The organism is Streptomyces sp. STAM6 (genome assembly GCF_054963715.1).
This window is the reverse complement of the sequence record NZ_JBUEFZ010000006.1, coordinates 227,035-248,403: the sequence shown is the minus strand read 5'-3', so window position 1 is coordinate 248,403 and position 21,369 is coordinate 227,035. Positions and strand designations below refer to the sequence as shown.

19 protein-coding genes are annotated in these 21,369 nt (G+C 70.8%); 10 read left to right on the top strand and 9 right to left on the bottom strand.

What is annotated here, in order from left to right; genetic code table 11:
- Window positions 1-186: 186 nt before the first annotated feature.
- From ACY34K_RS11335 to ACY34K_RS11320, 4 genes are all read right to left on the bottom strand, one after another.
- Window positions 187-1,077: an amino acid ABC transporter permease gene (locus ACY34K_RS11335; protein WP_462746050.1), complete on the bottom strand. Its 891-nt coding sequence runs from the start codon at window positions 1,075-1,077 to the stop codon at window positions 187-189.
- Window positions 1,074-1,721: an amino acid ABC transporter permease gene (locus ACY34K_RS11330; RefSeq protein WP_462746049.1), complete on the bottom strand. Its 648-nt coding sequence runs from the start codon at window positions 1,719-1,721 to the stop codon at window positions 1,074-1,076. Before ACY34K_RS11330 ends, ACY34K_RS11335 begins: the two co-directional genes overlap by 4 nt.
- Before the next feature lie 133 nt (window positions 1,722-1,854).
- Window positions 1,855-2,778 carry a glutamate ABC transporter substrate-binding protein gene (locus ACY34K_RS11325; protein WP_462746048.1) on the bottom strand — a complete coding sequence of 308 codons (924 nt, stop codon included), beginning with the start codon at window positions 2,776-2,778 and terminating at the stop codon, window positions 1,855-1,857.
- A 41-nt stretch (window positions 2,779-2,819) separates the two neighbouring features.
- Window positions 2,820-3,605, bottom strand: a complete 786-nt coding sequence (locus tag ACY34K_RS11320; protein WP_462746047.1) for an amino acid ABC transporter ATP-binding protein — start codon at window positions 3,603-3,605, stop codon at window positions 2,820-2,822.
- A gap of 251 nt (window positions 3,606-3,856) precedes the next feature.
- Between ACY34K_RS11320 and ACY34K_RS11315 the strand changes: the two genes are divergently transcribed.
- Window positions 3,857-4,564, top strand: a complete 708-nt coding sequence (locus ACY34K_RS11315; RefSeq protein WP_462746046.1) for a response regulator transcription factor — start codon at window positions 3,857-3,859, stop codon at window positions 4,562-4,564.
- Window positions 4,565-4,576: 12 nt separating this feature from the next.
- Window positions 4,577-5,971, top strand: a complete 1,395-nt coding sequence (locus ACY34K_RS11310; RefSeq protein ID WP_462746045.1) for a sensor histidine kinase — start codon at window positions 4,577-4,579, stop codon at window positions 5,969-5,971.
- Window positions 5,972-6,080: 109 nt separating this feature from the next.
- Here the strand turns inward: ACY34K_RS11310 and ACY34K_RS11305 are convergent, their stop codons facing one another.
- On the bottom strand, window positions 6,081-7,079 hold the full coding sequence (locus ACY34K_RS11305) for a TAXI family TRAP transporter solute-binding subunit (RefSeq protein WP_462746044.1): 999 nt from the start codon (window positions 7,077-7,079) through the stop codon (window positions 6,081-6,083).
- Between the two features lie 76 nt (window positions 7,080-7,155).
- Here ACY34K_RS11305 and miaB point away from each other — a divergent pair, with 76 nt between their 5' ends.
- Together miaB and ACY34K_RS11295 are read left to right on the top strand one after the other, a co-directional pair.
- Window positions 7,156-8,643: a tRNA (N6-isopentenyl adenosine(37)-C2)-methylthiotransferase MiaB gene (gene miaB / locus ACY34K_RS11300; protein WP_462746043.1), complete on the top strand. Its 1,488-nt coding sequence runs from the start codon at window positions 7,156-7,158 to the stop codon at window positions 8,641-8,643.
- A gap of 38 nt (window positions 8,644-8,681) precedes the next feature.
- Window positions 8,682-9,404 carry a class III extradiol dioxygenase subunit B-like domain-containing protein gene (locus tag ACY34K_RS11295; protein ID WP_462746042.1) on the top strand — a complete coding sequence of 241 codons (723 nt, stop codon included), beginning with the start codon at window positions 8,682-8,684 and terminating at the stop codon, window positions 9,402-9,404.
- A gap of 256 nt (window positions 9,405-9,660) precedes the next feature.
- Here ACY34K_RS11295 and ACY34K_RS11290 read toward each other — a convergent pair whose 3' ends face one another.
- On the bottom strand, window positions 9,661-9,915 hold the full coding sequence (locus ACY34K_RS11290; RefSeq protein WP_462746041.1) for an antitoxin: 255 nt from the start codon (window positions 9,913-9,915) through the stop codon (window positions 9,661-9,663).
- 34 nt (window positions 9,916-9,949) lie between these two features.
- Window positions 9,950-10,186, bottom strand: coding sequence for a gliding motility protein (locus ACY34K_RS11285; protein ID WP_462746040.1), 237 nt, complete (start codon window positions 10,184-10,186; stop codon window positions 9,950-9,952).
- A gap of 182 nt (window positions 10,187-10,368) precedes the next feature.
- Here ACY34K_RS11285 and miaA point away from each other — a divergent pair, with 182 nt between their 5' ends.
- The 6 genes from miaA to hflX all read left to right on the top strand — a co-directional run bounded on the left by miaA (window position 10,369) and on the right by hflX (window position 18,642).
- Window positions 10,369-11,307 carry a tRNA (adenosine(37)-N6)-dimethylallyltransferase MiaA gene (gene miaA / locus ACY34K_RS11280; protein WP_462746039.1) on the top strand — a complete coding sequence of 313 codons (939 nt, stop codon included), beginning with the start codon at window positions 10,369-10,371 and terminating at the stop codon, window positions 11,305-11,307.
- 105 nt (window positions 11,308-11,412) lie between these two features.
- Window positions 11,413-11,913: a hypothetical protein gene (locus ACY34K_RS11275; protein ID WP_462746084.1), complete on the top strand. Its 501-nt coding sequence runs from the start codon at window positions 11,413-11,415 to the stop codon at window positions 11,911-11,913.
- 67 nt (window positions 11,914-11,980) lie between these two features.
- Window positions 11,981-12,853, top strand: a complete 873-nt coding sequence (gene dapF, locus ACY34K_RS11270; RefSeq protein ID WP_462746038.1) for a diaminopimelate epimerase — start codon at window positions 11,981-11,983, stop codon at window positions 12,851-12,853.
- Window positions 12,854-13,024: 171 nt separating this feature from the next.
- A complete protein-coding gene (locus ACY34K_RS11265; protein WP_462746037.1) occupies window positions 13,025-15,118 on the top strand; it encodes a RelA/SpoT family protein in 2,094 nt (697 codons plus the stop codon).
- Window positions 15,119-15,315: 197 nt separating this feature from the next.
- Window positions 15,316-16,878 carry a M1 family metallopeptidase gene (locus tag ACY34K_RS11260; protein WP_462746036.1) on the top strand — a complete coding sequence of 521 codons (1,563 nt, stop codon included), beginning with the start codon at window positions 15,316-15,318 and terminating at the stop codon, window positions 16,876-16,878.
- A 270-nt stretch (window positions 16,879-17,148) separates the two neighbouring features.
- Window positions 17,149-18,642 carry a GTPase HflX gene (gene hflX / locus ACY34K_RS11255; RefSeq protein WP_462746035.1) on the top strand — a complete coding sequence of 498 codons (1,494 nt, stop codon included), beginning with the start codon at window positions 17,149-17,151 and terminating at the stop codon, window positions 18,640-18,642.
- An 87-nt stretch (window positions 18,643-18,729) separates the two neighbouring features.
- Here the strand turns inward: hflX and ACY34K_RS11250 are convergent, their stop codons facing one another.
- Both ACY34K_RS11250 and ACY34K_RS11245 read right to left on the bottom strand, forming a co-directional pair.
- Window positions 18,730-19,896 carry a trypsin-like serine peptidase gene (locus ACY34K_RS11250; protein ID WP_462746034.1) on the bottom strand — a complete coding sequence of 389 codons (1,167 nt, stop codon included), beginning with the start codon at window positions 19,894-19,896 and terminating at the stop codon, window positions 18,730-18,732.
- 293 nt (window positions 19,897-20,189) lie between these two features.
- A complete protein-coding gene (locus ACY34K_RS11245; RefSeq protein ID WP_462746033.1) occupies window positions 20,190-21,365 on the bottom strand; it encodes a trypsin-like serine peptidase in 1,176 nt (391 codons plus the stop codon).
- Window positions 21,366-21,369 lie beyond the last annotated feature (4 nt).

Here is a 21,369-nt window from a genome sequence, read left to right as displayed (position 1 = left end):
GGAAGAACACGGGAAACACCCGACGAACAAGCGGCTGGAGCCCGGAGCGCGATCACAGAACGTATGCAACCCACTGCGGGTGCCCCCGTCAAGCGACGGGGGCAGTGGCGCGGTCGCCACTGCCCCCATAAGGCCATCCGGCTGAACCGGATGATGTCACACGGTGTCAGTTCCCGGGCTACCGGGTCACATGAGCTTCGAGTTGCCGGCGGCCTGTCCCGCCTCGCCGCTCAGGACGTCCGTCGACGCGGCGGCCGGGGCCACCTCGATACCGGTCTTGGCGCGGCGGCCGCGCTTCTCGATCCAGGTCGCGAGAGAGGAGAGCGCCAGACACATCAGGATGTAGATGGTGCCGATGACCACGATGGTCGAGACGTACGGGTACTGGCCGTTGACCTGCGTGTTGGAGGCGATCAGACGTGCTGTCTGGAGCAGCTCCGGGTACAGGATGACGAAGCCCAGCGAGGTGTCCTTCAGCGTCACCACGAGCTGGCTGATGATCGTCGGCAGCATCGAGCGGATCGCCTGCGGCATCAGGACGGTGGTCATCACCTGCGTCTTGCTCATGCCGAGCGCGTACGCGGCCTCCCGCTGGCCCTTGGGTACCGCGTTCACTCCGGCGCGCAACACCTCGGCCTGAACGCATCCGTTGTAGATGGACAGGCCGAGCGCCAGCGCCCACATGGAGTAGTCGGTGAGGAAAGCGACCCAGACGGCGTAGATGGTGATGAGGAGCGGGATGGAGCGGAAGAGCTCGATGAAGCCGGTGGCCACCCAGCGGACCGGCTTGTGGTCGGAGAGCCGGGCGACGGCGAGCAGTACGCCGAGCACCAGCGAGCCGACCGCGGCGATGCCGAACGCCTTCAGCGTCGCGAGCACGGCGTCGGCGATGTTCTGCCGGATGCCCGCGTAGTTGAAGATGTCCCACATCTCGGGGGCGAGGTGCCCCTTCTCACTCAGCCGCATGACGCTGACGGCGATCAGCGCGACGATGGCGAGGGAGCCGACGACGGCGAAGATCCGGTTGCGTATGACGGCCTTGGGGCCCGGGGCGTCGAAAAGAACGCTGGCACTCATCGGGCGACCTCCAGGCGGCGCTCAAGGAGACGGAAGAACCCGCTGATGGTGAAGGTGACGACGAGGTACGCGACAGCCACCCAGAGGAAGATGGGGCCGATGGCGTAACCCTGCTCGCTCATCAGCGTCTGCCAGCCGAACAGCTCGGTGACGCTGAAGGCGCCGGCGATGGCCGAGTTCTTGGTCAGCGCGATGAAGATCGAGCTCAGCGGCGGCAGCACCGTGCGGGTGGCCTGCGGCAGCACGATCATGCGCAGGGTCTGCGAGAAGGTCATGCCGAGCGAGCGGGCGGCCTCGGCCTGGCCCAGCGGCACCGTGCTGATGCCGGAGCGGACGGCCTCGCAGATGAAGGCGGAGGTGTAGAAACCGAGCGCCAGCGAGCCCAGCACGAAGGGGCTCATCCCGGGGAAGAGGATCTCGGGAACCACGAAGAACGACACCAGGAAGAGCAGCGTCAGCGGGGTGTTGCGCAGCAGGGTCACCCACGCGGTGCCGAAGATGCGCAGCGGGGGCACGGGCGAGACCCGGAATCCGGCGATGATGATGCCGAGGACCAGCGCGATGACCGAGCTGACGGCGGTGATCGACACGGTTCCTATGAAGCCTTCGCGGAACTCCGGGAAATGGTCGAGCAGTACGTTCATGAGGTCTCCGCGTCGGCGGTCAGCGGCTTAAGGGGCAAGGGATTCGGGGCAGGGGGAGCGGCGCCCCGTACGCATACACGGGGCGCCGCTTCCCACTCCGGCAAGGCCCTGGGCGGGCCCGGCCGGGCGGTGATCAGTAGCGGACGATCGCCGGCGGGGCGACGTACGGCGAGCCGGACAGACCCAGCGTCGCGTCGTAGATCTTCTTGTACGTGCCGTCCTTGATGTGCGTCTCGAGCGACTTGTTGATCGCCTCGCGCAGGGCCTTGTCGTCCTTGTTCATGCCGACGCCGTAGGGCTCCTCGGTGAACGGCTTGCCGAGGACCTTGAGCTTGCCGGAGTTGGCGGCGGCGTAGCCCTTGAGGATCGAGTCGTCGGTGGTGACGGCGTCGACCTGCTTGGTGAGCAGCTGCTGGACGCAGTCCGAGTACTTGCCGAGCTCGGTGGTCTTCGCGCCGTACTCCGGCTTCTTGATCTCCTGGAGCGGGGTGGAGCCCGTGATCGAGCAGACCTTCTTGCCCTTGAGGGTCTGCGGGCTGGTGATCGTGGTCTCGTCCTTGCGGACCAGGAGGTCCGCGCCGGCCTTGTAGTACGGACCCGCGAAGCCGACCTGCGCCTTGCGCTTGTCGTTGATCGTGTACGTACCGACGTAGTAGTCGACCTGGCCGGAGGAGATGGCCGTCTCACGGAGCTTGGAGTCGACGGTCTTCCACTCGATCTGGTCCTCGGTGAAGCCCAGGTCGGCGGCGATCATCTTGGCGATCTCGATGTCGAAGCCGGAGCGCTTCTTGGTCGCCTGGTCCTCGAAGCCCAGGTACGGCTGGTCGGCCTTCGAGCCGATGATCAGCTTGCCCCGCTCCTTGGCCTTCTTGAAGGTCGGCGAGCCGTCGACCTTGGCGTCCGTGGCGACGATGTACTTCGGCAGCGCCGGAGCGTTCGTCGCACCCGGCTGCACACCGGACGGCTTGTCGCCGGCGGAGCCTTCCTTGCCTCCGCAGGCGGTCGCGGTCAGCGCGAGCACGGCGACGGCCACGGCCGCCGAGGTACGGAACTTCATGATGAACATCCCTTGAGTCGTGGTTCGTTGGTCGTCAGACGTCAGTGGTGAAGGATCTTCGACAGGAAGTCCTTGGCCCGGTCGCTGCGCGGACTGCTGAAGAACTGCTCCGGCGTCGCCTCTTCGACGATCTTTCCGTCCGCCATGAAGACGACACGGTTGGCCGCGGAGCGGGCGAAGCCCATCTCGTGGGTGACGACGACCATCGTCATCCCGTCCCGCGCCAGCTGCTGCATGACCTCGAGGACCTCATTGATCATCTCGGGGTCCAGCGCCGAGGTCGGCTCGTCGAAGAGCATGACCTTGGGGTCCATCGCGAGCGCACGGGCGATCGCGACACGCTGCTGCTGGCCACCGGAGAGCTGTGCCGGGTACTTGTCCGCCTGGGAGCCGACGCCCACCCGGTCGAGCAGGGTCCGGGCCTTCTGCTCGGCAACCTTCTTGTCCGTCTTGCGGACCTTTGTCTGGCCCAGCATGACGTTCTCGAGCACGGTCTTGTGCGCGAAGAGATTGAACGACTGGAAGACCATGCCGACATCGGCGCGCAGCCGTGCCAGCTCCTTGCCCTCCTGGGGCAGCGGCTTCCCGTCGATGGTGATCGCGCCCGAGTCGATCGTCTCAAGCCGGTTGATCGTGCGGCACAGCGTGGACTTGCCGGACCCGGAGGGCCCGATGACGACCACGACCTCGCCACGGGCGATGGTCAGGTCGATGTCCTGGAGCACATGCAGCGCGCCGAAGTGCTTGTTGACGTTGCTCAGCACGACCAGGTCGCTTGCCGTCGGTACGGCGTCCTCCGCGCCCTTGGTCACTGACACTCCGCTCATCGGCTTCTTGCTCCGTCCTCCTCGGTTGGAGAGGACACTAGGCACGCGGTGGGACGAGCGTCATTACATCTGAGCTGAAATTGAGCATAACGATCCGGCTGCAACCGGACACTATGCGTGAAGGGGGCGGCGGGGCTGAGTACGGGTGGATAACGGAAACCCCGCAGCGCCGGAAAGCTCTTGACTGGCATGCCGACCATCGGCGTTCATGCCCTGGTAACGAACGCGATCGCACCTTTGGAGGGGGGCCCATGAGACTGCTGCTCGTCGAGGACGACGATCATGTCGCGGCGGCCCTGTCCGCCATCCTCAAGCGCCACGGTTTCGACGTCACACACGCCAGGAACGGCGAGGAGGCCCTCCAGGCCGTCCTGCCCGCCTCCGCGACCGGAAAGGCGCCCTTCGGCGTCGTCCTGCTGGACCTCGGCCTGCCCGACCAGGACGGGTACCAGGTGTGCGGCAAGATCCGGAAGCTCACCTCCACACCCGTGATCATGGTGACCGCGCGGGCCGACGTCCGCTCCCGTATCCACGGGCTGAACCTGGGCGCCGACGACTACGTCGTCAAGCCGTACGACACCGGGGAGTTGCTCGCCCGCATCCACGCCGTCAGCCGGCGCGCCGCGGGTACGGAGGCCGAGGAGACCGGGACCTCCGACGAGACACCGCTGCGGCTGGGCCCGGTCGTCATCGAGCTCCCCACCCGCCGCGTCAGTGTGGACGGCGCGGAGGTCCAGCTCACCCGCAAGGAATTCGACCTGCTCGCCCTGCTCGCCCAGCGGCCGGGCGTCGTCTTCCGCCGCGAGCAGATCATCAGCGAGGTCTGGCGCACCAGCTGGGAAGGGACCGGACGCACCCTGGAGGTGCATGTGGCCTCCCTCCGCTCGAAGCTGCGCATGCCCGCCCTCATCGAGACCGTGCGCGGGGTCGGTTACCGCCTGGTCGCCCCGGCCGCGTAACCTCCCGACCCTGTGCGCACCCGTCTCCTCCCCCTCCTCATCGTCCTCATGGCGGGCGTGCTGCTCGCGCTCGGGTTCCCGCTGGCCGCCAGCCTCGCCGCGGCCAAGCAGCAGAGCGTCGTCGTCGACCGGATCGACGACACGGCGCGCTTCGCGGCGCTCGCCCAGTACGTCACGGAGCGGGGACTCGGCCTCGACGAGCGCAAGTCCACCCTGCAGGGTGAACTCGTCCGCTACAACGAGGTGTACGGGATCGACGTCGGCGTCTTCTACCGCGACGGCACCGCCATGGCCCGCGCGCCCAAGAGCTGGGACATACCGCCGGACGGCGAGCTCCGCCGGGCCTTCCGCGAGGCCCTGCTCGGCCGCCGCAGCCACGATCCGCCGCAGGTCTGGCCCTGGCAGCCGCACGCCCGGCTCGCCGTCGCCTCACCGGTCGTCCGGGACGGCGACGTCGTCGCCGTCGTGGTCACCGACTCGCCCACCGGGCATCTGCGCTCCGACATCCTGCACGGCTGGCTGCTCATCGCCGCCGGTGAGTTCGCGGCCATGCTGCTCGCGGTGGGCGCGGCGTTCCGGCTCACCGGCTGGGTCCTGAAGCCCGTACGCGTCCTGGACGCGGCCACCCACGACATCGCGACCGGCCGGATGAACTCCCGGGTCGCCGCCGCCGGCGGCCCACCGGAGCTCAGACGCCTGGCCCGCTCCTTCAACGAAATGGCGGACAACGTCGAGGAAGTGCTGGAACAGCAGCGCGCCTTCGTCGCCGACGCCTCGCACCAGCTGCGCAACCCCCTGGCGGCCCTGCTGCTGCGCATCGAGCTCCTCGCGCTGGAACTGCCCCCAGGTAACGAGGAGATCGCCTCCGTGCGCACCGAGGGCAAGCGCCTCGCCCAGGTCCTCGACGATCTGCTGGACCTGGCGCTGGCCGAACACGCCGCGGCGGACCTCCGGCTGACCGACATCGGCGAGCTGGCCCGGGAACGGGCCGCCGCCTGGCGCCCGCTCGCCGACGAGAAGGGCGTCGCACTGACCGTGTGCGAGTCCGCGGTCACCGCCTGGGCCGACCCCGTGGCGCTCTCCAGCGCCCTCGACGCGGTGATCGACAACGCCCTGAAGTTCACCCCGGCCGGTGAGGAGGTCGCCGTCACGGTCGCCTCCGACGGCGACACCTCCACCATCGTGATCACCGACGGTGGCCCCGGACTGACCGACGAGGAGCTCATCCGGGTCGGAGACCGCTTCTGGCGCAGCAACCGCCACCAGAACGTCAAGGGCTCGGGTCTCGGCCTGTCCATCTCCCGCGCCCTGCTCGCGGCGGGCGGCGGATCGATCACGTACGACCACCACGAGCCCCACGGCCTGCGGGTCACCGTCACCGTCCCGCGCAGCGAACCCGCGTCCTGAGAATGACCGGCCGGCGCCCGCGGCCCGAGCTGCCTGGCGCCCGCGGCCCGAGCTGCCCGGCCCCCGCGGCACGACCGGCCCGTGCCCGCGCTCACAGCTACTGCTGCGGCTACGGCTTGACCGAGCGGTAGTAGCGCCGCGCCCCTTCGTGCAGCGGCAGCGGATCCGTGTAGATCGCCGTACGCAGGTCCACCAGCTGCGCCGGATGCACCTGGTGGCCGATCCGGTCCCGGCTCCTGATCACCGTGCGGGTGAAACCCTCCGCCAGAGCCGCGTCCGTACGGTCCGTCGTCACCAGCAGGTTGGCCACGGCGACCGTCTCCACCGGCTGGCCCTCCTGTGCCAGGGCATAGGCGTCGCCGGGAACCACGGCGGACCGGTAGTAGCGGCTCGTCCCGCCCGACTCGTGCACCCGGTCCACCAGATCGCTGTCCAGCGGTACGAGCCGGATCGGGAAGCGCTCCGACAGCTTCTGCACGGCGCTCGTGGGCAGACCGCCCGACCAGAAGAAGGCGTCCAGCTGCCCCCGCTCCAGCAGCCCGGGCATCGTGTCGATGCCCGCCGACACCGGCCTGACGTCCTTCTCCGAGTCCAGCCCGGCGGCGTTCAGCAGCCGGTTCGCTATCAGCCGCACACCGGAGCCCTCCTGCCCCACGCCGACCCGCATGTTCCGCAGATCCTGCGGCGTGCGCACCCGCGACGTCTTCGGCACGACCAGCTGCACGTAGTCGTCGTACAGCCGCGCCATGCCGCGCAGCCGGTGCGAGCCGGGCCGGCTGGCCTGGATGTACGTCGCGACGGCGTCGGCCGTGGCGATCGTGAAATCGGCCTCTCCGGAAGTGATCCGCGCCAGGTTCTGCTGGGAGCCCTCACTGTCGCGCAGGGTTATGCGCACGTCCGGCACATTGCGGCCGAGCGCCTCCTGCAGCAGCTCGCCGTACCGCTGGTAGACGCCCGTCGGCACCCCCGTGCTGAACGTGACGTTTCCGCGCGGAGCCGGCTCCCCGGCCGGCACCAGCCACCACAGGAGCAGCCCCAGCGCGACGGCGAACGCCGCCGACGCCTGCAGGGCGCGACGGCGGCTGATGCGGGACAGGGCGGCGAACATGGGCGCGATCCTGCCAGCTCACTCCCCGTAATGGCCAGGCCTGGCGACTGTGGTGTCCCGTACTCTGGTGAGCGCGATGAGTGCGAAAACTTACGAGGTGCGCACCTACGGGTGCCAGATGAACGTCCACGACTCCGAGCGCCTCTCCGGCCTGCTGGAGGACGCCGGCTACGTGCGCGCGCCCGAAGGCGCCGACGGAGATGCCGATGTCGTCGTCTTCAACACCTGCGCGGTGCGGGAGAACGCCGACAACAAGCTGTACGGCAATCTCGGCCGGCTCGCGCCGATGAAGACCAAGCGGCCCGGCATGCAGATCGCCGTCGGCGGCTGCCTGGCGCAGAAGGACCGCGACACCATCGTCAAGAAGGCGCCGTGGGTCGACGTCGTCTTCGGTACGCACAACATCGGCAAGCTGCCGGTGCTCCTGGAGCGCGCACGCATCCAGGAGGAGGCGCAGATCGAGATCGCCGAGTCCCTCGAGGCCTTCCCCTCGACGCTGCCCACGCGCCGCGAGTCCGCGTACGCCGCGTGGGTCTCCATCTCCGTCGGCTGCAACAACACCTGCACGTTCTGTATCGTCCCCGCGCTGCGCGGCAAGGAGAAGGACCGCCGTCCCGGCGACATCCTCGCCGAGATCGAGGCGCTGGTCGGCGAGGGCGTCTCCGAGATCACCCTGCTCGGCCAGAACGTCAACGCGTACGGCTCCGACATCGGCGACCGCGAGGCGTTCTCCAAGCTGCTGCGCGCCTGCGGGAAGATCGAGGGCCTGGAGCGCGTCCGCTTCACCTCCCCGCACCCCCGTGACTTCACCGACGACGTCATCGCCGCGATGGCCGAGACGCCCAATGTGATGCCGCAGCTCCACATGCCGCTGCAGTCCGGCTCCGACCCGATCCTGAAGGCGATGCGCCGCTCGTACCGCCAGGACCGCTTCCTCGGCATCATCGAGAAGGTCCGCGCGGCCATCCCGCACGCCGCCATCTCCACCGACATCATCGTGGGCTTCCCCGGCGAGACCGAGGAGGACTTCGAGCAGACGATGCACGTGGTGCGCGAGGCGCGCTTCGCGCAGGCCTTCACCTTCCAGTACTCCAAGCGCCCCGGCACTCCGGCGGCGACCATGGACGGCCAGATCCCCAAGCAGGTCGTGCAGGCCCGCTACGAGCGGCTGGTCGCCCTCCAGGAGGAGATCTCCTGGGAGGAGAACAAGAAGCAGGTCGGCCGGACGCTCGAGGTCATGGTGGCGGAGGGTGAGGGCCGCAAGGACGACACCACCCACCGGCTCTCCGGCCGCGCCCCCGACAACCGCCTGGTGCACTTCACCAAGCCGGAGCAGGAGGTGCGTCCCGGCGACGTGGTGACCGTCGAGATCACCTACGCGGCGCCGCACCACCTCCTCGCCGAGGGACCGACGACCGCGGTGCGCCGCACCCGCGCGGGCGACGCCTGGGAGAAGCGCAACACCACGGAGGCGGCGAAGCCCGCAGGCGTCATGCTCGGACTGCCCCAGATCGGTGTTCCGGCCCCGCTGCCGCCGGCCACGAGCGGCTGCTCGATCGTCTGACGACTACCGGTCCGGCAGCCAGCGGTTACGCTGCGATCATGCTTGTCGCCGCCGCTGTCTGCCCCTGCCCGCCGCTCCTCGTCCCCGATGTCGCCGCGGGCGCCGCACCCGAGATGGATCGCGCGCGGACCGCGTGCGCCGACGCCGTGGGGGTGCTCGCCGCTTCGCGGCCCGATCTGCTCATCGTCGTCGGGCCCGGCCTGCGGGACGGCGTCCAGCCGTTCCCGGAGGGGGCGGCGGGTGACTTCCGCGGGTTCGGCGTGGACGTCGGCGTAAGGCTCGGCGGAGGCACGGAGCCGTACGCGGATCCCGAGGGCCCGGCCCTGCCGCCGTCCCTCGCCGTCGGCGCCTGGCTCCTGGAGCGTGCCGGCTGGGCCGACGCCCCGGTGGAGGGCCTGGCCGTGGGGGAGCGGTTCTCACCCGAGCGGTGTGCCGGCACCGGCCGGGAACTCGCCGGCCGCGCCCCGCGGGTCGCGCTCCTGGTGATGGGTGACGGCAGCGCCTGCCGCACCGTCAAGGCGCCGGGCTACCTCGACGAGCGCGCGGCCGGATTCGACGAGCGCGCCGCACGGGCCCTGGGCGCGGCGGACGCCGGCGCGCTGGCGTCGATCGACGAACGCCTCGCGTACGAGCTCCAGGCCGCCGGCCGCGCCCCCTGGCAGGTCCTGGCGGGCGCCGCGGACGGCGTGGGCCTGGAGGGCCGCCTGCTGTACGAGGACGCGCCCTACGGCGTCGGCTACTTCGTCGCCGCCTGGACATAACCGGGAACCAGCCCCGGTCAGCAACGCCCACGCCGCACGGCGGCTCCCGGAGGCCAGCGCAAGCACCCCGGTGGGGTGGCCCCGCGCAAGCACCCCGGTGGGGGTGGCCCCTCCTGTGCCCCGGCGAGACCGCTCTCGACGTGGGGCTCTTGTGCACCGGCCACACAGGCGGACGGCCGCGACCGGCCACACAGGCGGACGGCCGCGAAGGAGAGCTTCGCGGCCGTCCGCCGTGCTGCGCCGGCTGTGGATGAGGTCAGGCGGCGGGCGGTGCCGGCGGTGCCGGTGGAGCGCCGCCCTCGTGCTTGTGGGCGATCCGGTCCAAGGCGCTCTTGGCCCTGCCCGTCCCTGATTCGATCTTGTTGCTGTACTTGCCCTTGGTCTTCTGGTCGACCACCCGAGCGGCCTTGTCCAGCCCCCGGTCGATCTTCTCCTCGTTCCTCTGCGCGAGGTGGGAGACCTTTTCCTTTGCGGGGGCGAGCTTGACCTTCAACGAATCCCGGAGGCCCATGGGTCACCTTCCCTCGGAGTACCGGTCCAGGTTCCTACTTACGGGCGCCTTCGCCGGCCTCGTTGTCCGCCGCCTCCTCGGCCGACTGCTGCTTGGGGATCTCCACTCCCTCGGCCGCAGCGGCCTCCGCCTCGTCCGCCCCCTCGGCCGTCTCCGACGCCTCGAGTTCGGCGGCCTCGGTCTCGGCCGACGCCGTGTCGGTCGCCGTCTCCTCGGCCAGGGTCTCGGGAGACTCCTTACCCTTCCGGCGAAGCCATGCAAAAACGCCCATATCAACTCCATAGCGTACTCGTGTGGGCGAAATTCCGCGCCGTCCGGAGCGTCCCATTGCGTCGCCCGGTGGGGCCGGTACTCATACCGGCGGTCGGAACCTCGCAACTGGCAACGACGCCCGGGCCGTGCCGTCACGTAACTCGTTCGGGGGCGTGCCGGTGGGTTTGCGAGACTGGGACGGTGAGAAGTGCAGCTCCCGCCCCGCGGGTCATCGCCGTCGTCGGTCCCACCGCGGCCGGAAAGTCCGATCTGGGCGTCTTCCTCGCCCAGCAGCTCGGCGGCGAAGTCGTCAACGCCGACTCCATGCAGCTCTACCGCGGGATGGACATCGGTACCGCCAAATTGACGCCCGAGGAGCGTGGCGGCATCCCGCACCACCTCCTCGACATCTGGGACGTCACGGAGGCGGCCAGCGTCGCCGAGTACCAGCGGCTGGCCCGCGCGGAGATCGACCGGCTGCTCGCCGACGGCCGCACCCCGGTCCTCGTCGGCGGCTCCGGGCTGTACGTGCGGGGCGCGATCGACGCCCTCGAATTCCCCGGCACCGACCCCGCCGTCCGCGCCCGCCTCGAGGCCGAGCTGGAGGAGCGCGGCTCCGGTGTCCTGCACGCCCGTCTCGCCGCGGCCGACCCCGACGCCGCCCGGGCCATCCTGCCCAGCAACGGCCGGCGGATCGTCCGCGCCCTCGAGGTCATCGAGATCACCGGCAAGCCCTTCACCGCCAACCTCCCCGGTCCCGACTCCGTCTACGACACGGTCCAGATCGGCGTCGACGTCGAGCGCCCCGAACTCGACGAGCGCATCACCGTGCGCGTGGACCGCATGTGGGAGGCCGGCCTCGTGGACGAGGTCCGGGCCCTGGAGGCCCGCGGGCTGCGCGAGGGCCGCACCGCCGCCCGGGCCCTCGGCTACCAGCAGGTGCTCGCCGCGCTGGCGGGGGAGTGCACCGAGGACGAAGCCCGTGCCGAGACCGTACGCGCCACGAAGCGTTTCGCGCGGCGCCAGGACTCCTGGTTCCGCCGCGACCCGCGTGTCCACTGGCTGAGCGGCGCGGTGACCAACCACGGGGAACTTCCGCACCAGGCGCTGGCGTTGGTCGAACGAGCGGTTACAGCCTGATCACGTGATGGCATCGGGACGCCCTGCCCGTCATTCCGGTGGCCGGGGCCGTGCCATCATCGAGCATCGATCGACCGTTGATGCCAGTTGGGAGGGCGCGTGGCGATGGAGGCCGGCCCTCGCGACAGAGAACAGCACGGAGTACCGGGCACGGGACAGGACGCGGCACAGGACACCGCACACGCGCCGTCCCGTCTGCCGGACGCGCCCGGCCTGAGCCCGGACGGTCCCGACCTCACCGAGGACGGGGCCCAGGAGATCACGCCGGACGAGGTCGAGGTCGAACTGCGGCCCCAGCGGCGACTGCGCATCTGGCAGCTCGCGCCGATCGTCGGCCTCGCCGCTCTCGGCTCACTGATGTTCGCCTTCCCCCTGGCCTTCGGGTCGGGCGACGGCGGCGCGGTACTCGCCATGCTGGGCCTGCTGCTCAGCGGCTGCGCGGCCGGCTGGGGCATGATGGCCGCCCGCCGCGTCGGACACACCTGGCCGGGACTGCCCGCCCGGGGCTCCGGGGAGCGGCCCGACTGGCGTGTGATCGCGCTCTACGCCGTCTGCGTCACCGTGCTCGTGGTCCTCGCCGTGTGGCGGGTGGCCCGCCTCCGCTGACGGGCCCGCCCGCTCCGGCCACCGGACCGGCCCCGGCGGCAGCCGTCCCGCCCCGTACGATTGTCCCGTGACCACTGCAGCCATCAGTTTCCTCAAGGGCCACGGCACCGAGAACGACTTCGTGATCCTCCCGGACCCGGACGACAGCATCGACCTGCCCGCCTCCGTCGTGGCCAGGATCTGTGACCGCCGGGCCGGCATCGGCGGCGACGGGCTGCTCCACGCCGTCCGGGCCGCCGCCCACCCCGAGGCGCGGCACCTGGCCGGCGAGGCCGAGTGGTTCATGGACTACCGCAACGCCGACGGCTCGGTCGCCGAGATGTGCGGCAACGGCATCCGTGTCTTCGCCCGCTATCTCCAGCACACCGGACTGGTCGAACCGGGCGAGGTGGCCGTGGCCACGCGCGACGGGGTCAAGCGCGTGCACGTCTCCAAGACCGGCGACGTGACCGTCCGGATGGGCCGCGCCGTGCTGCCCGAGGAGGGCGTCACCGTCACGGTCGACGGCCGCAGCTGGCCCGCGCGGAACGTCAACATGGGCAATCCCCACGCCGTGGCCTTCGTCGAGGACCTGGCCCACGCCGGGGAACTGCGGTCCGAGCCGCCCTACGAGCCGGCCGCCGTGTACCCGGACGGGGTGAACATCGAGTTCGTCGTCGACCGCGGCCCGCGGCACGTGGCCATGCGCGTGTACGAGCGCGGCGCGGCCGAGACCCGTTCCTGCGGCACCGGCGCCTGCGCCGTCGCCGTCGCCGCCGCCCGGCGGGACGGTGCCGACCCCGCCGGCACGGGGACCCCGGTGACGTACACGGTCGACGTCCTCGGTGGCACCCTGCTCATCACCGAGCACCCCGACGGCGAGATCGAGATGACCGGACCGGCGGTCATCGTGGCCGAGGGGACGATCGACCCGGCGTGGTTCGCGGCCGCACGCGCCTGACGGCTGTCCCGCGGCTCGCCGGCCGCTTGTGGGTCATCGCTCGAATGGGTGATCCGGTTCACGCTGAGCGAGAGCGGGTCAGCGCTACGTGGTGGGCTCGGTAGCATCAAGCACCGGCCCGCCGGGCACGCCTGGCCCGTGCATCGCCGGTCGACGCCGCCGGAGGTGCCCATGAGTGCAGAGGCCGCCAACCCCGCTCCCAGCCGAAAGCGCGGCCGCCCACGGATCGATCTCCGGAGGCTCGGCCGCGCGGCACTGCTCGGTCCCACCGCCCGGGACCGGCTGCCCGACGCGATCAGCCATGTCGCCGAGGCACACCGCGCCCATCACCCGGACGCCGACCTGTCCGTGCTGCGCCGGGCCTATGTGCTCGCCGAGTCCTCGCACCGGGGCCAGTTCCGCAAGAGCGGCGAGCCGTACATCACCCATCCGCTCGCCGTCACGCTGATCCTCGCCGAACTGGGCGCCGAGACCACCACTTTGACCGCCTCCCTCCTGCACGACACCGTCGAGGACACCGAGGTGACCCTCGATCAGGTGCGCGAGGAGTTCGGCGCCGAGGTCTGCTACCTCGTCGACGGCGTCACCAAACTGGAGAAGGTCGACTACGGCGCCGCCGCCGAACCCGAGACCTTCCGCAAGATGCTCGTCGCCACCGGCAACGACGTCCGGGTCATGTCGATCAAGCTCGCCGACCGGCTGCACAACATGCGCACGCTCGGCGTCATGCGCCCGGAGAAACAGGCGCGGATCGCCAAGGTCACCCGCGACGTCCTCATCCCGCTCGCCGAGCGGCTCGGCGTACAGGCCCTCAAGACGGAGCTGGAGGACCTCGTCTTCGCGATCCTCCACCCGGCCGAGTACGAGAACACCCGCGCGCTCATCGCCGAGAACGCCACCGCCGGAGACGCGCTCGCCGCCATCGCCGAGGACGTCAGGGCCGTGCTCAGGGAGGCCGGCATCACCGCCGAAGTCCTCATCCGGCCCCGCCACTTCGTCTCCGTCCACCGGGTCAGGCTCAAGCGCGGCGAACTGCGCGGCACCGACTTCGGCCGGCTCCTTGTCCTGGTCGGGGAGGACGCCGACTGCTACGGAGTCCTGGGCGAGCTGCACACCTGCTTCACCCCGGTGATCTCCGAGTTCAAGGACTTCATCGCGGCCCCGAAGTTCAACCTGTACCAGTCGCTCCACACCGCCGTCGCGGCACCCGACGGGGCGGTCGCCGAAGTCCTCATCCGCACCCACCAGATGCACAAGGTCGCCGAGGCGGGCGTCGTCGCCCTCGGCAACCCGTACGCCGCACCGCCCGAGGGCACCGAGTCCGCCGAGCGGACCGACGACGGGGAGCGGGCCGACCCGACCCGGCCGGGCTGGCTGTCCCGCCTGCTGGACTGGCAGCAGGCCACGCCCGACCCCGACACCTTCTGGACCTCGCTCCGCGCGGACCTGGCCCAGGACGGCGAGATCACCGTCTTCCGCTCCGACGGCGGCCGCCTGGGCCTGCCCGCCGGGGCCACCTGCGTGGACGCCGCCTACGAGCAGTACGGCGAAGCCGCGCACACCTGCATCGGGGCACGGGTCAACGGCCGCCTCGCGACCCTCGGCACGGTGCTGGACGACGGCGACACCGTGCAGCTGCTGCTCGCCCAGGACTCCGCCTCCGGACCGTCCCCCGACTGGCTGGAGCACGCCCGCACCACCGGCGCGCGCATCGCCATCACCAGCTGGCTGGCCACCCACCCGGAGGGCACGCACCCGCCGTCGGCCGCTCCCCGCCCGCCCGTCGCCTCTGTCACCGCCGACCGGCACCCCGCGGCGAACGTCGTCACCGACCTGCCGGATGCCACCGTCCGGCTGGCCGGCTGCTGCACGCCGGTCTCCCCGGACGCCGTCACCGGATTCGCCGTACGCGGCGGCGCCGTGACCGTCCACCGCGCGGAGTGCCCCGCCGTACGGCGCATGGAGGCCCTCGGCCGGGCCCCCGTCGGGGTGCGCTGGGGGGAGGCCGCCGCCTGCCGGGTCACCCTCGTCGCCGAGTCGTTCGGCCGGCCGCGGCTGCTCGCCGACCTCACCGAGGCCATCGCGACCGCGGGTGCCGCGATCGTCTCCGCCACCGTCGAGCCCCCCAGCGAACAGCGCGTCCGGCACACGTACACGCTGCAACTCGCCGACGCGGCCGAACTGCCCGCGCTGATGCGCGCGATGCGCGACGTGGCGGGGGTGTACGACGTCAGGCGCGCCCAGCACCGGGCCACCACCGGCTGAGGCACCGGGCCCGCGCACCTGCCACACGGGCTGCGGGCGGTGCCACACGGGCTGAGGCCGGGGCCTCGCGCCGTGCCGCCACGGCCTGACACGGGCCGGTACGGGCCCGGGGCCTGTTCGGGCGTTCGGGCGCCTTTCGGACGCGCGAGGCGCGCGCCGTCGCGGCCCGCGCGGGGCGCGCTGGTAGCCGTTGCCCCATGCGCCTCACTTCTCGACGACTGCGCGCGGCCGTGCTGGCCGCGGCCTCGGCCGGCATGATCGCCGCCGCTCTGCCCTCACCCCAGGCCCTCGGCATCGGGGATCCGCTCTTCCCGCAGCTCGGCAATCCGGGGTACGACGTCCAGTCCTACGACATCGCCTTCACCTACCGCGGAGACAACACCAAGCCGCTGGACGCCCTGACCAAGATCGACGCGCGGGCCACCGAGCGGCTGGACCGTATCAACCTCGACTTCACCCACGGCACCGTCCGCACCGTCGAGGTCAACGGCCTGCCCGCCGAGTTCGCCACCAGCGGCGAAGACCTCGTCATCCAGCCGGCCCGTCCCGTCGACGCGGGCGAGCGGATGGACATCAGCGTCGCCCACACCAGCGACCCGAGCGGCCCCGCGGAGGCCGGCGGCTGGGTCCGTACCGCGGACGGGCTGGCGATGGCCAACCAGGCCGACGCCGGACACCGCGTGTTCCCCTGCAACGACCACCCCGCCGACAAGGCGTACTTCACCTTCCGCATCGCCGCCCCCAAGCAGCTCACCGCGGTCGCCAACGGCCGCATGGCGGCCTACGCCCTCACCGGCGGGACCAGCACCTGGCTCTACCGGACCGAACGGCCCATGGCCACCGAGCTGGCACAGGTTTCCATCGGCCGGTCCGCGGTCGTCCGCCGCACCGGTCCCCACGGCCTGCCCATCCGCGATGTCGTCCCGGCCGGCGACGTCGCGCGGATGGAGCCCTGGCTGAAGAAGACCCCCGGCCACATGGAGTGGATGGAGCGGCAGGTCGGCACCTACCCCTTCGAGACCTACGGCCTGCTCGTCGCCGACGCCGACACCGGCTTCGAGCTGGAGACCCAGACGCTCTCCCTGTTCGAACGCTCCCTGTTCACCGGCGGCACCCTGCCCGAGTGGTACGTCGACTCGATCATGGTCCATGAGCTGGCCCACCACTGGTTCGGCAACAGCGTCTCGCCGCGGAACTGGTCCGACCTGTGGCTCAACGAGGGGCACGCCACCTGGTACGAAGCGCTGTACGCGGAGGAGGCCTCCAAACAGTCGCTGGAGCGGCGCATGCGGGAGGCGTACACCGCGTCCGACGGCTGGCGGGCGGCGGGCGGACCGCCGGCCGCGCCGAAGCCGCCGGCACCCGGCCAGAAGATCAGCCTGTTCCGGCCGGTCGTGTACGACGGCAGCGCGCTCATCCTCTACGCCCTGCGGCAGGAGATCGGCAAGGACGCCTTCCAGCGGCTGGAACGGCGCTGGGTCGACGAGTTCGCGCATGGGACGGCGAGCACCTCCGACTTCGTCCGGCTGGCCTCCGACGTCGCGGGACGCGACCTGACCGGCTTCATGAACGGATGGCTGTACGGCGAGAGGACGCCGAAGATGCCCGGGCATCCGGACTGGCAGAGCAGGACCCCGGCCAAGTCCTCCGCCAAGCCGCCCGCCGGCGCCCCCGCCTCGGGCGTCACCCCGGCCGCCGCTCCGGCCGGCGGCTCGGTGAAGATCGCGTCGCACGATCCCACGCGGAGCCGCCTGCGCTGACCCGCACTGAACCGCGGAGTCCTGTGCGCCGACCCGCGTGCGCCGACGGCGTCCGCGTGCGCCGACCCGCGTGCCGGGTGCCCGCGCGCACCGTGCCGTGTACCGCGCGTAAACCGGGATGACGGGCCCGGTGGCACCGTGCGACCATCGATGGGTCGGCGGCGCTGCCGGGCCTCCGGAATGTCGGAGGCCGCCCCGGGAATGATCCGGGTGTGTCACGCGTTGTGACTGACGAAATCGGAACTTCATTCCCATCGACGTAAGGATCCAATGACCTCCTCTTCATCCCCTTCCCAGGACGCACAGAGCTTCGCGGAGAAGAACCGCACCGAGAGCCTTCGGGCCGATGCCCTGATGGAAGAGGACGTCGCCTGGAGCTACGAGATCGACGGGGAGCGGGACGGCGATCAGTTCGACCGCTCCGAGCGCGCCGCCCTGCGGCGTGTGGCGGGACTTTCCACCGAGCTCGAGGACGTCACCGAGGTCGAGTACCGCCAGCTGCGCCTCGAGCGAGTGGTGCTGGTGGGCGTGTGGACCTCGGGCACCGTGCAGGACGCGGAGAACTCCCTGGCCGAGCTTGCGGCCCTCGCCGAGACGGCGGGCGCGCTGGTGCTCGACGGCGTGATCCAGCGCCGCGACAAGCCCGACCCGGCCACGTACATCGGCTCGGGCAAGGCGAACGAGCTGCGTGACATCGTGCTCGAGACCGGCGCCGACACCGTCGTCTGCGACGGTGAGCTCAGCCCCGGCCAGCTGATCCACCTCGAGGACGTCGTCAAGGTCAAGGTGGTCGACCGGACCGCCCTGATCCTCGACATCTTCGCCCAGCACGCCAAGTCCCGAGAGGGCAAGGCGCAGGTCGCGCTCGCGCAGATGCAGTACATGCTGCCGCGGCTGCGAGGCTGGGGTCAGTCGCTGTCCCGGCAGATGGGTGGCGGCGGCGGTGGCGGCATGGCCACGCGTGGTCCCGGTGAGACCAAGATCGAGACGGACCGGCGACGGATCCGCGAGAAGATGGCGAAGACACGCCGTGAGATCGCGGAGATGAAGACCGGCCGTGACATCAAGCGGCAGGAGCGCCGGCGCAACAAGGTGCCGTCGGTCGCGATCGCCGGATACACCAACGCCGGCAAGTCGTCCCTGCTGAACCGGCTCACGGGCGCCGGCGTGCTGGTGGAGAACGCCCTGTTCGCCACCCTCGACCCGACCGTGCGCCGGGCCGAGACGCCGAGCGGCCGGCTCTACACCCTGGCCGACACCGTCGGGTTCGTACGGCACCTGCCGCACCACCTCGTCGAGGCGTTCCGCTCCACCATGGAGGAGGTCGGCGACTCCGACCTGATCCTCCATGTGGTGGACGGCTCGCACCCGGCGCCGGAGGAGCAGCTGGCCGCCGTGCGCGAGGTGATCCGCGACGTGGGCGCGGTGAACGTGCCCGAGATCGTGGTCATCAACAAGGCGGACGCCGCAGATCCGCTCGAACTGGCACGGCTGCTGCGCATCGAACGGCACGCGATCGCGGTGTCGGCGCGGACCGGCGAGGGCATCGACGAGCTGCTCCGGCTGATCGACGACGAGCTGCCCCGGCCGCGGGTCGAGATCGAGGCGCTCGTGCCGTACACCCAAGGCGGGCTGGTCTCGCGCGTGCACGCCGAGGGCGAGGTGATCTCCGAGGAGCACACCCCGGAGGGCACGCTGCTCAAGGCGCGGGTGCACGAGGAGCTGGCTGCCCTCCTGGCGCCGTTCGTGCCGGCGGCGCACTGACCCGTCGCGCGGAACGAACCGAGCAGGCCGAAGGCCCGTCCCCTTCCGGGGGCGGGCCTTCGGGCGTCGTGCGGGAAGCGCGCGGTCCTACCGGCCCGCGAACTTGTCGCTCATCATCGTGTAGATGTCCTGCGCGCCCCGGTCGAGGCGCGGGCCGGCGAGCCAGCCCGACGTGACCGGGCCGATGGAGGTGTTGGAAACCAGCGCCAGCTTGCCGCCCGGCTGTTCGGCGAACCAGCCGCCGCCGGACGAACCACCGGTCATGGTGCAGCCGATCCGCCACATCGTCGGCGTACCGGGGGCGAGGGAGAGCCGGCCGGGCCGGTCGACGCACTTGTGCATCAGCGCGCCGTTGTACGGCGGGGCGGCCGGGTAGCCCCAGGCGCCCATCGCGGGGATGTCCTTCGCCTCGGGGGCGTTGAAGTCGATGTCGAGCGCGACGCCGACCGTCTCCTCCAGCGACTTGGTGCCCTTCTCCGGCTTCACGTGCATCACGGCGTAGTCGTACGGAGCGCCGCCGCCCCCCGTCGGGCCGCCCTGCGAGATCCACTCACCGGAGGTGGCCACCCAGTCCGCCCAGTACGTGCCGTACGGGGCGACCTCCTGCGGCTGGGCGTTCTGCAGCTGCTCGGGGGACTTGCCCAGATCGTTGTAGGCGGGCACGAAGACGATGTTGCGGTACCAGCCGCCGGTCTGACCGGCGTGCACGCAGTGGCCCGCTGTCCACACCAGGTTGGACTTGCCCGGGTTCTTCGGGTCCTTGACGACCGTGGCCGAGCAGACCATCGAGCCCTCGGGAGCGTCGAAGAACACCTTGCCGACCGGGGCGGCGTTCTTGTGGTACGGCTTGTTCTCGGCCTTGGCCTGCACGGGCCGCGGCTCCGGGTCGGTGACGTCCTGGTCGCCCGTGACGGCGCCGGCGGCCATCGTCTTCTGCGGGGACTTGGCCGACTGCATCCGGTCGGGCTTCCACAGCCCCTCGATCACCGGGTTGACGAAGTCCTTGGCCTCACGCAGCCACTTGTCCTTGTCCCAGTTCTTCCACTCGCCGTTCTTCCACTTCTCCGGGTCGACACCGTGCTCCTTGAGCTTGTCGGCCAGGTCCTTGGGAAGCTCGGCGCCGCCCTGTTCACCCGCGGAACTCCCGGCGGCCGGCTTGTCGGCCGGGTCGCCGGTGGGGCCGCAGGCGGTGGCCGTCAGCGCGAGCGCCGCGGCCAGGCCGGTGACGGCCAGCAATGGACGTATGGATCGCATGCGAACGATTCCCCCTGATAACGCTGTTCGAGGACGTGCGGAAGCGCACGTCGTCGTGCTGATTGCACATGGTGCCGATGGCCCGTGGGGCGGGATGCCGGCTGTGTTGCCATGAACACGTCACGCGGAGGGCGGCCTTCCGGGGCCGCACGCGCGACGAGGCGCCCCTACTCTAAGCCGGTCGCGCCGGGGGCGACCGACATCCCATGGCTTCCCCGGCCGACCTGCACGGACTCTCCACGAGCCGCGCCGAAAAGGGGCCTTCGGCGCAGCGCCGAAGGCCCCGCCCGCACTCAGCGGCCCGCGAACTTCTTGCTGACCTCTTCGTAGATGCCCTTGGCCTCGGCGCCCAGGCGCGGACCGGCCAGCCAGCCCGCCGTGACCGGGCCGATCGAGGTGTTCGACACCAGGGCCGGCTTGCCGTCGCTGCCCTTGGCGACCCAGCCGCCACCGGACGAACCACCGGTCATGGTGCAGCCGATGCGGTGCATGGTCGGCTGGTCGGCCTTGATGGACAGCCGGCCCGGCTTGTCCTCGCACTGGAACATCTTCTGGCCGTCGAACGGCGGCGCCGCCGGGTAACCGGTCGCCTCCATGCTCGCGATCTTCTGCGTGGCCGGAGCGTTGAACTCCACCGGCAGGGCCGAACCGACCGTCTCCTCCAGCGACTTGCCGTTGCCGCCCTTCTCCGGAGTCACATGGATGACCGCGAAGTCGTACGGAGCGCCCTGACCACCGGTCGCGGCACCCTCGTTGATCCACTGCTCGGAGGTCTGGGCCCAGTCGCCCCACCACACACCGTAGGGAGCGATCTCCTCACGGGTGGCCTTCTCCAGTTCGGCGGTCGACTTGCCGCTGTCGTTGTACGACGGAACGAAGGCGATGTTCCGGTACCAGCCACCCTCCTTGCCGGCGTGCACACAGTGTCCGGCCGTCCACACCAGGTTCGACTTACCGGGGTTGGCCGGGTCCTTCACCACCGTCGCCGAGCAGACCATCGAACCCTGGGGACCGTCGAAGAGCACCTTTCCGGCCTCCGGGGCGCCGGAGTGGTACGGCGTCTGCACGGCCCGGGCCTCGACCGGCTTCGGCGTCGGGTCCGTCACACCCTTGTCGCCCGAGATGTCCTCGTCCTCGACCGGCCTGTCGGGCTGCTCGGCGTCCCGCATCCGGTCCGGGTCCCACAGGTCCTCGATGATCGGGTTGACGAAGTCCTTGGCCTCACGCAGCCACTTGTCCTTGTCCCAGTTCTTCCACTCGCCGTTCTTCCACTTGTCCAGATCGATCCCGTGCTGCTTGAGCCGGTCCTTCAGATCGTCCGGAATCGTGATCTTCCCGTTGGAGGACTGGTCGGCGGAAGCCGTGGGCTGCCCGCCCGCGTTGTCCTCGCTCGGGCCACACCCGGTGGCCGTCAGCGCCAGCGCCGCGGCGACGGAGGCTGCGGCGAGCAGCGGACGTATGGGTCGCATGTCG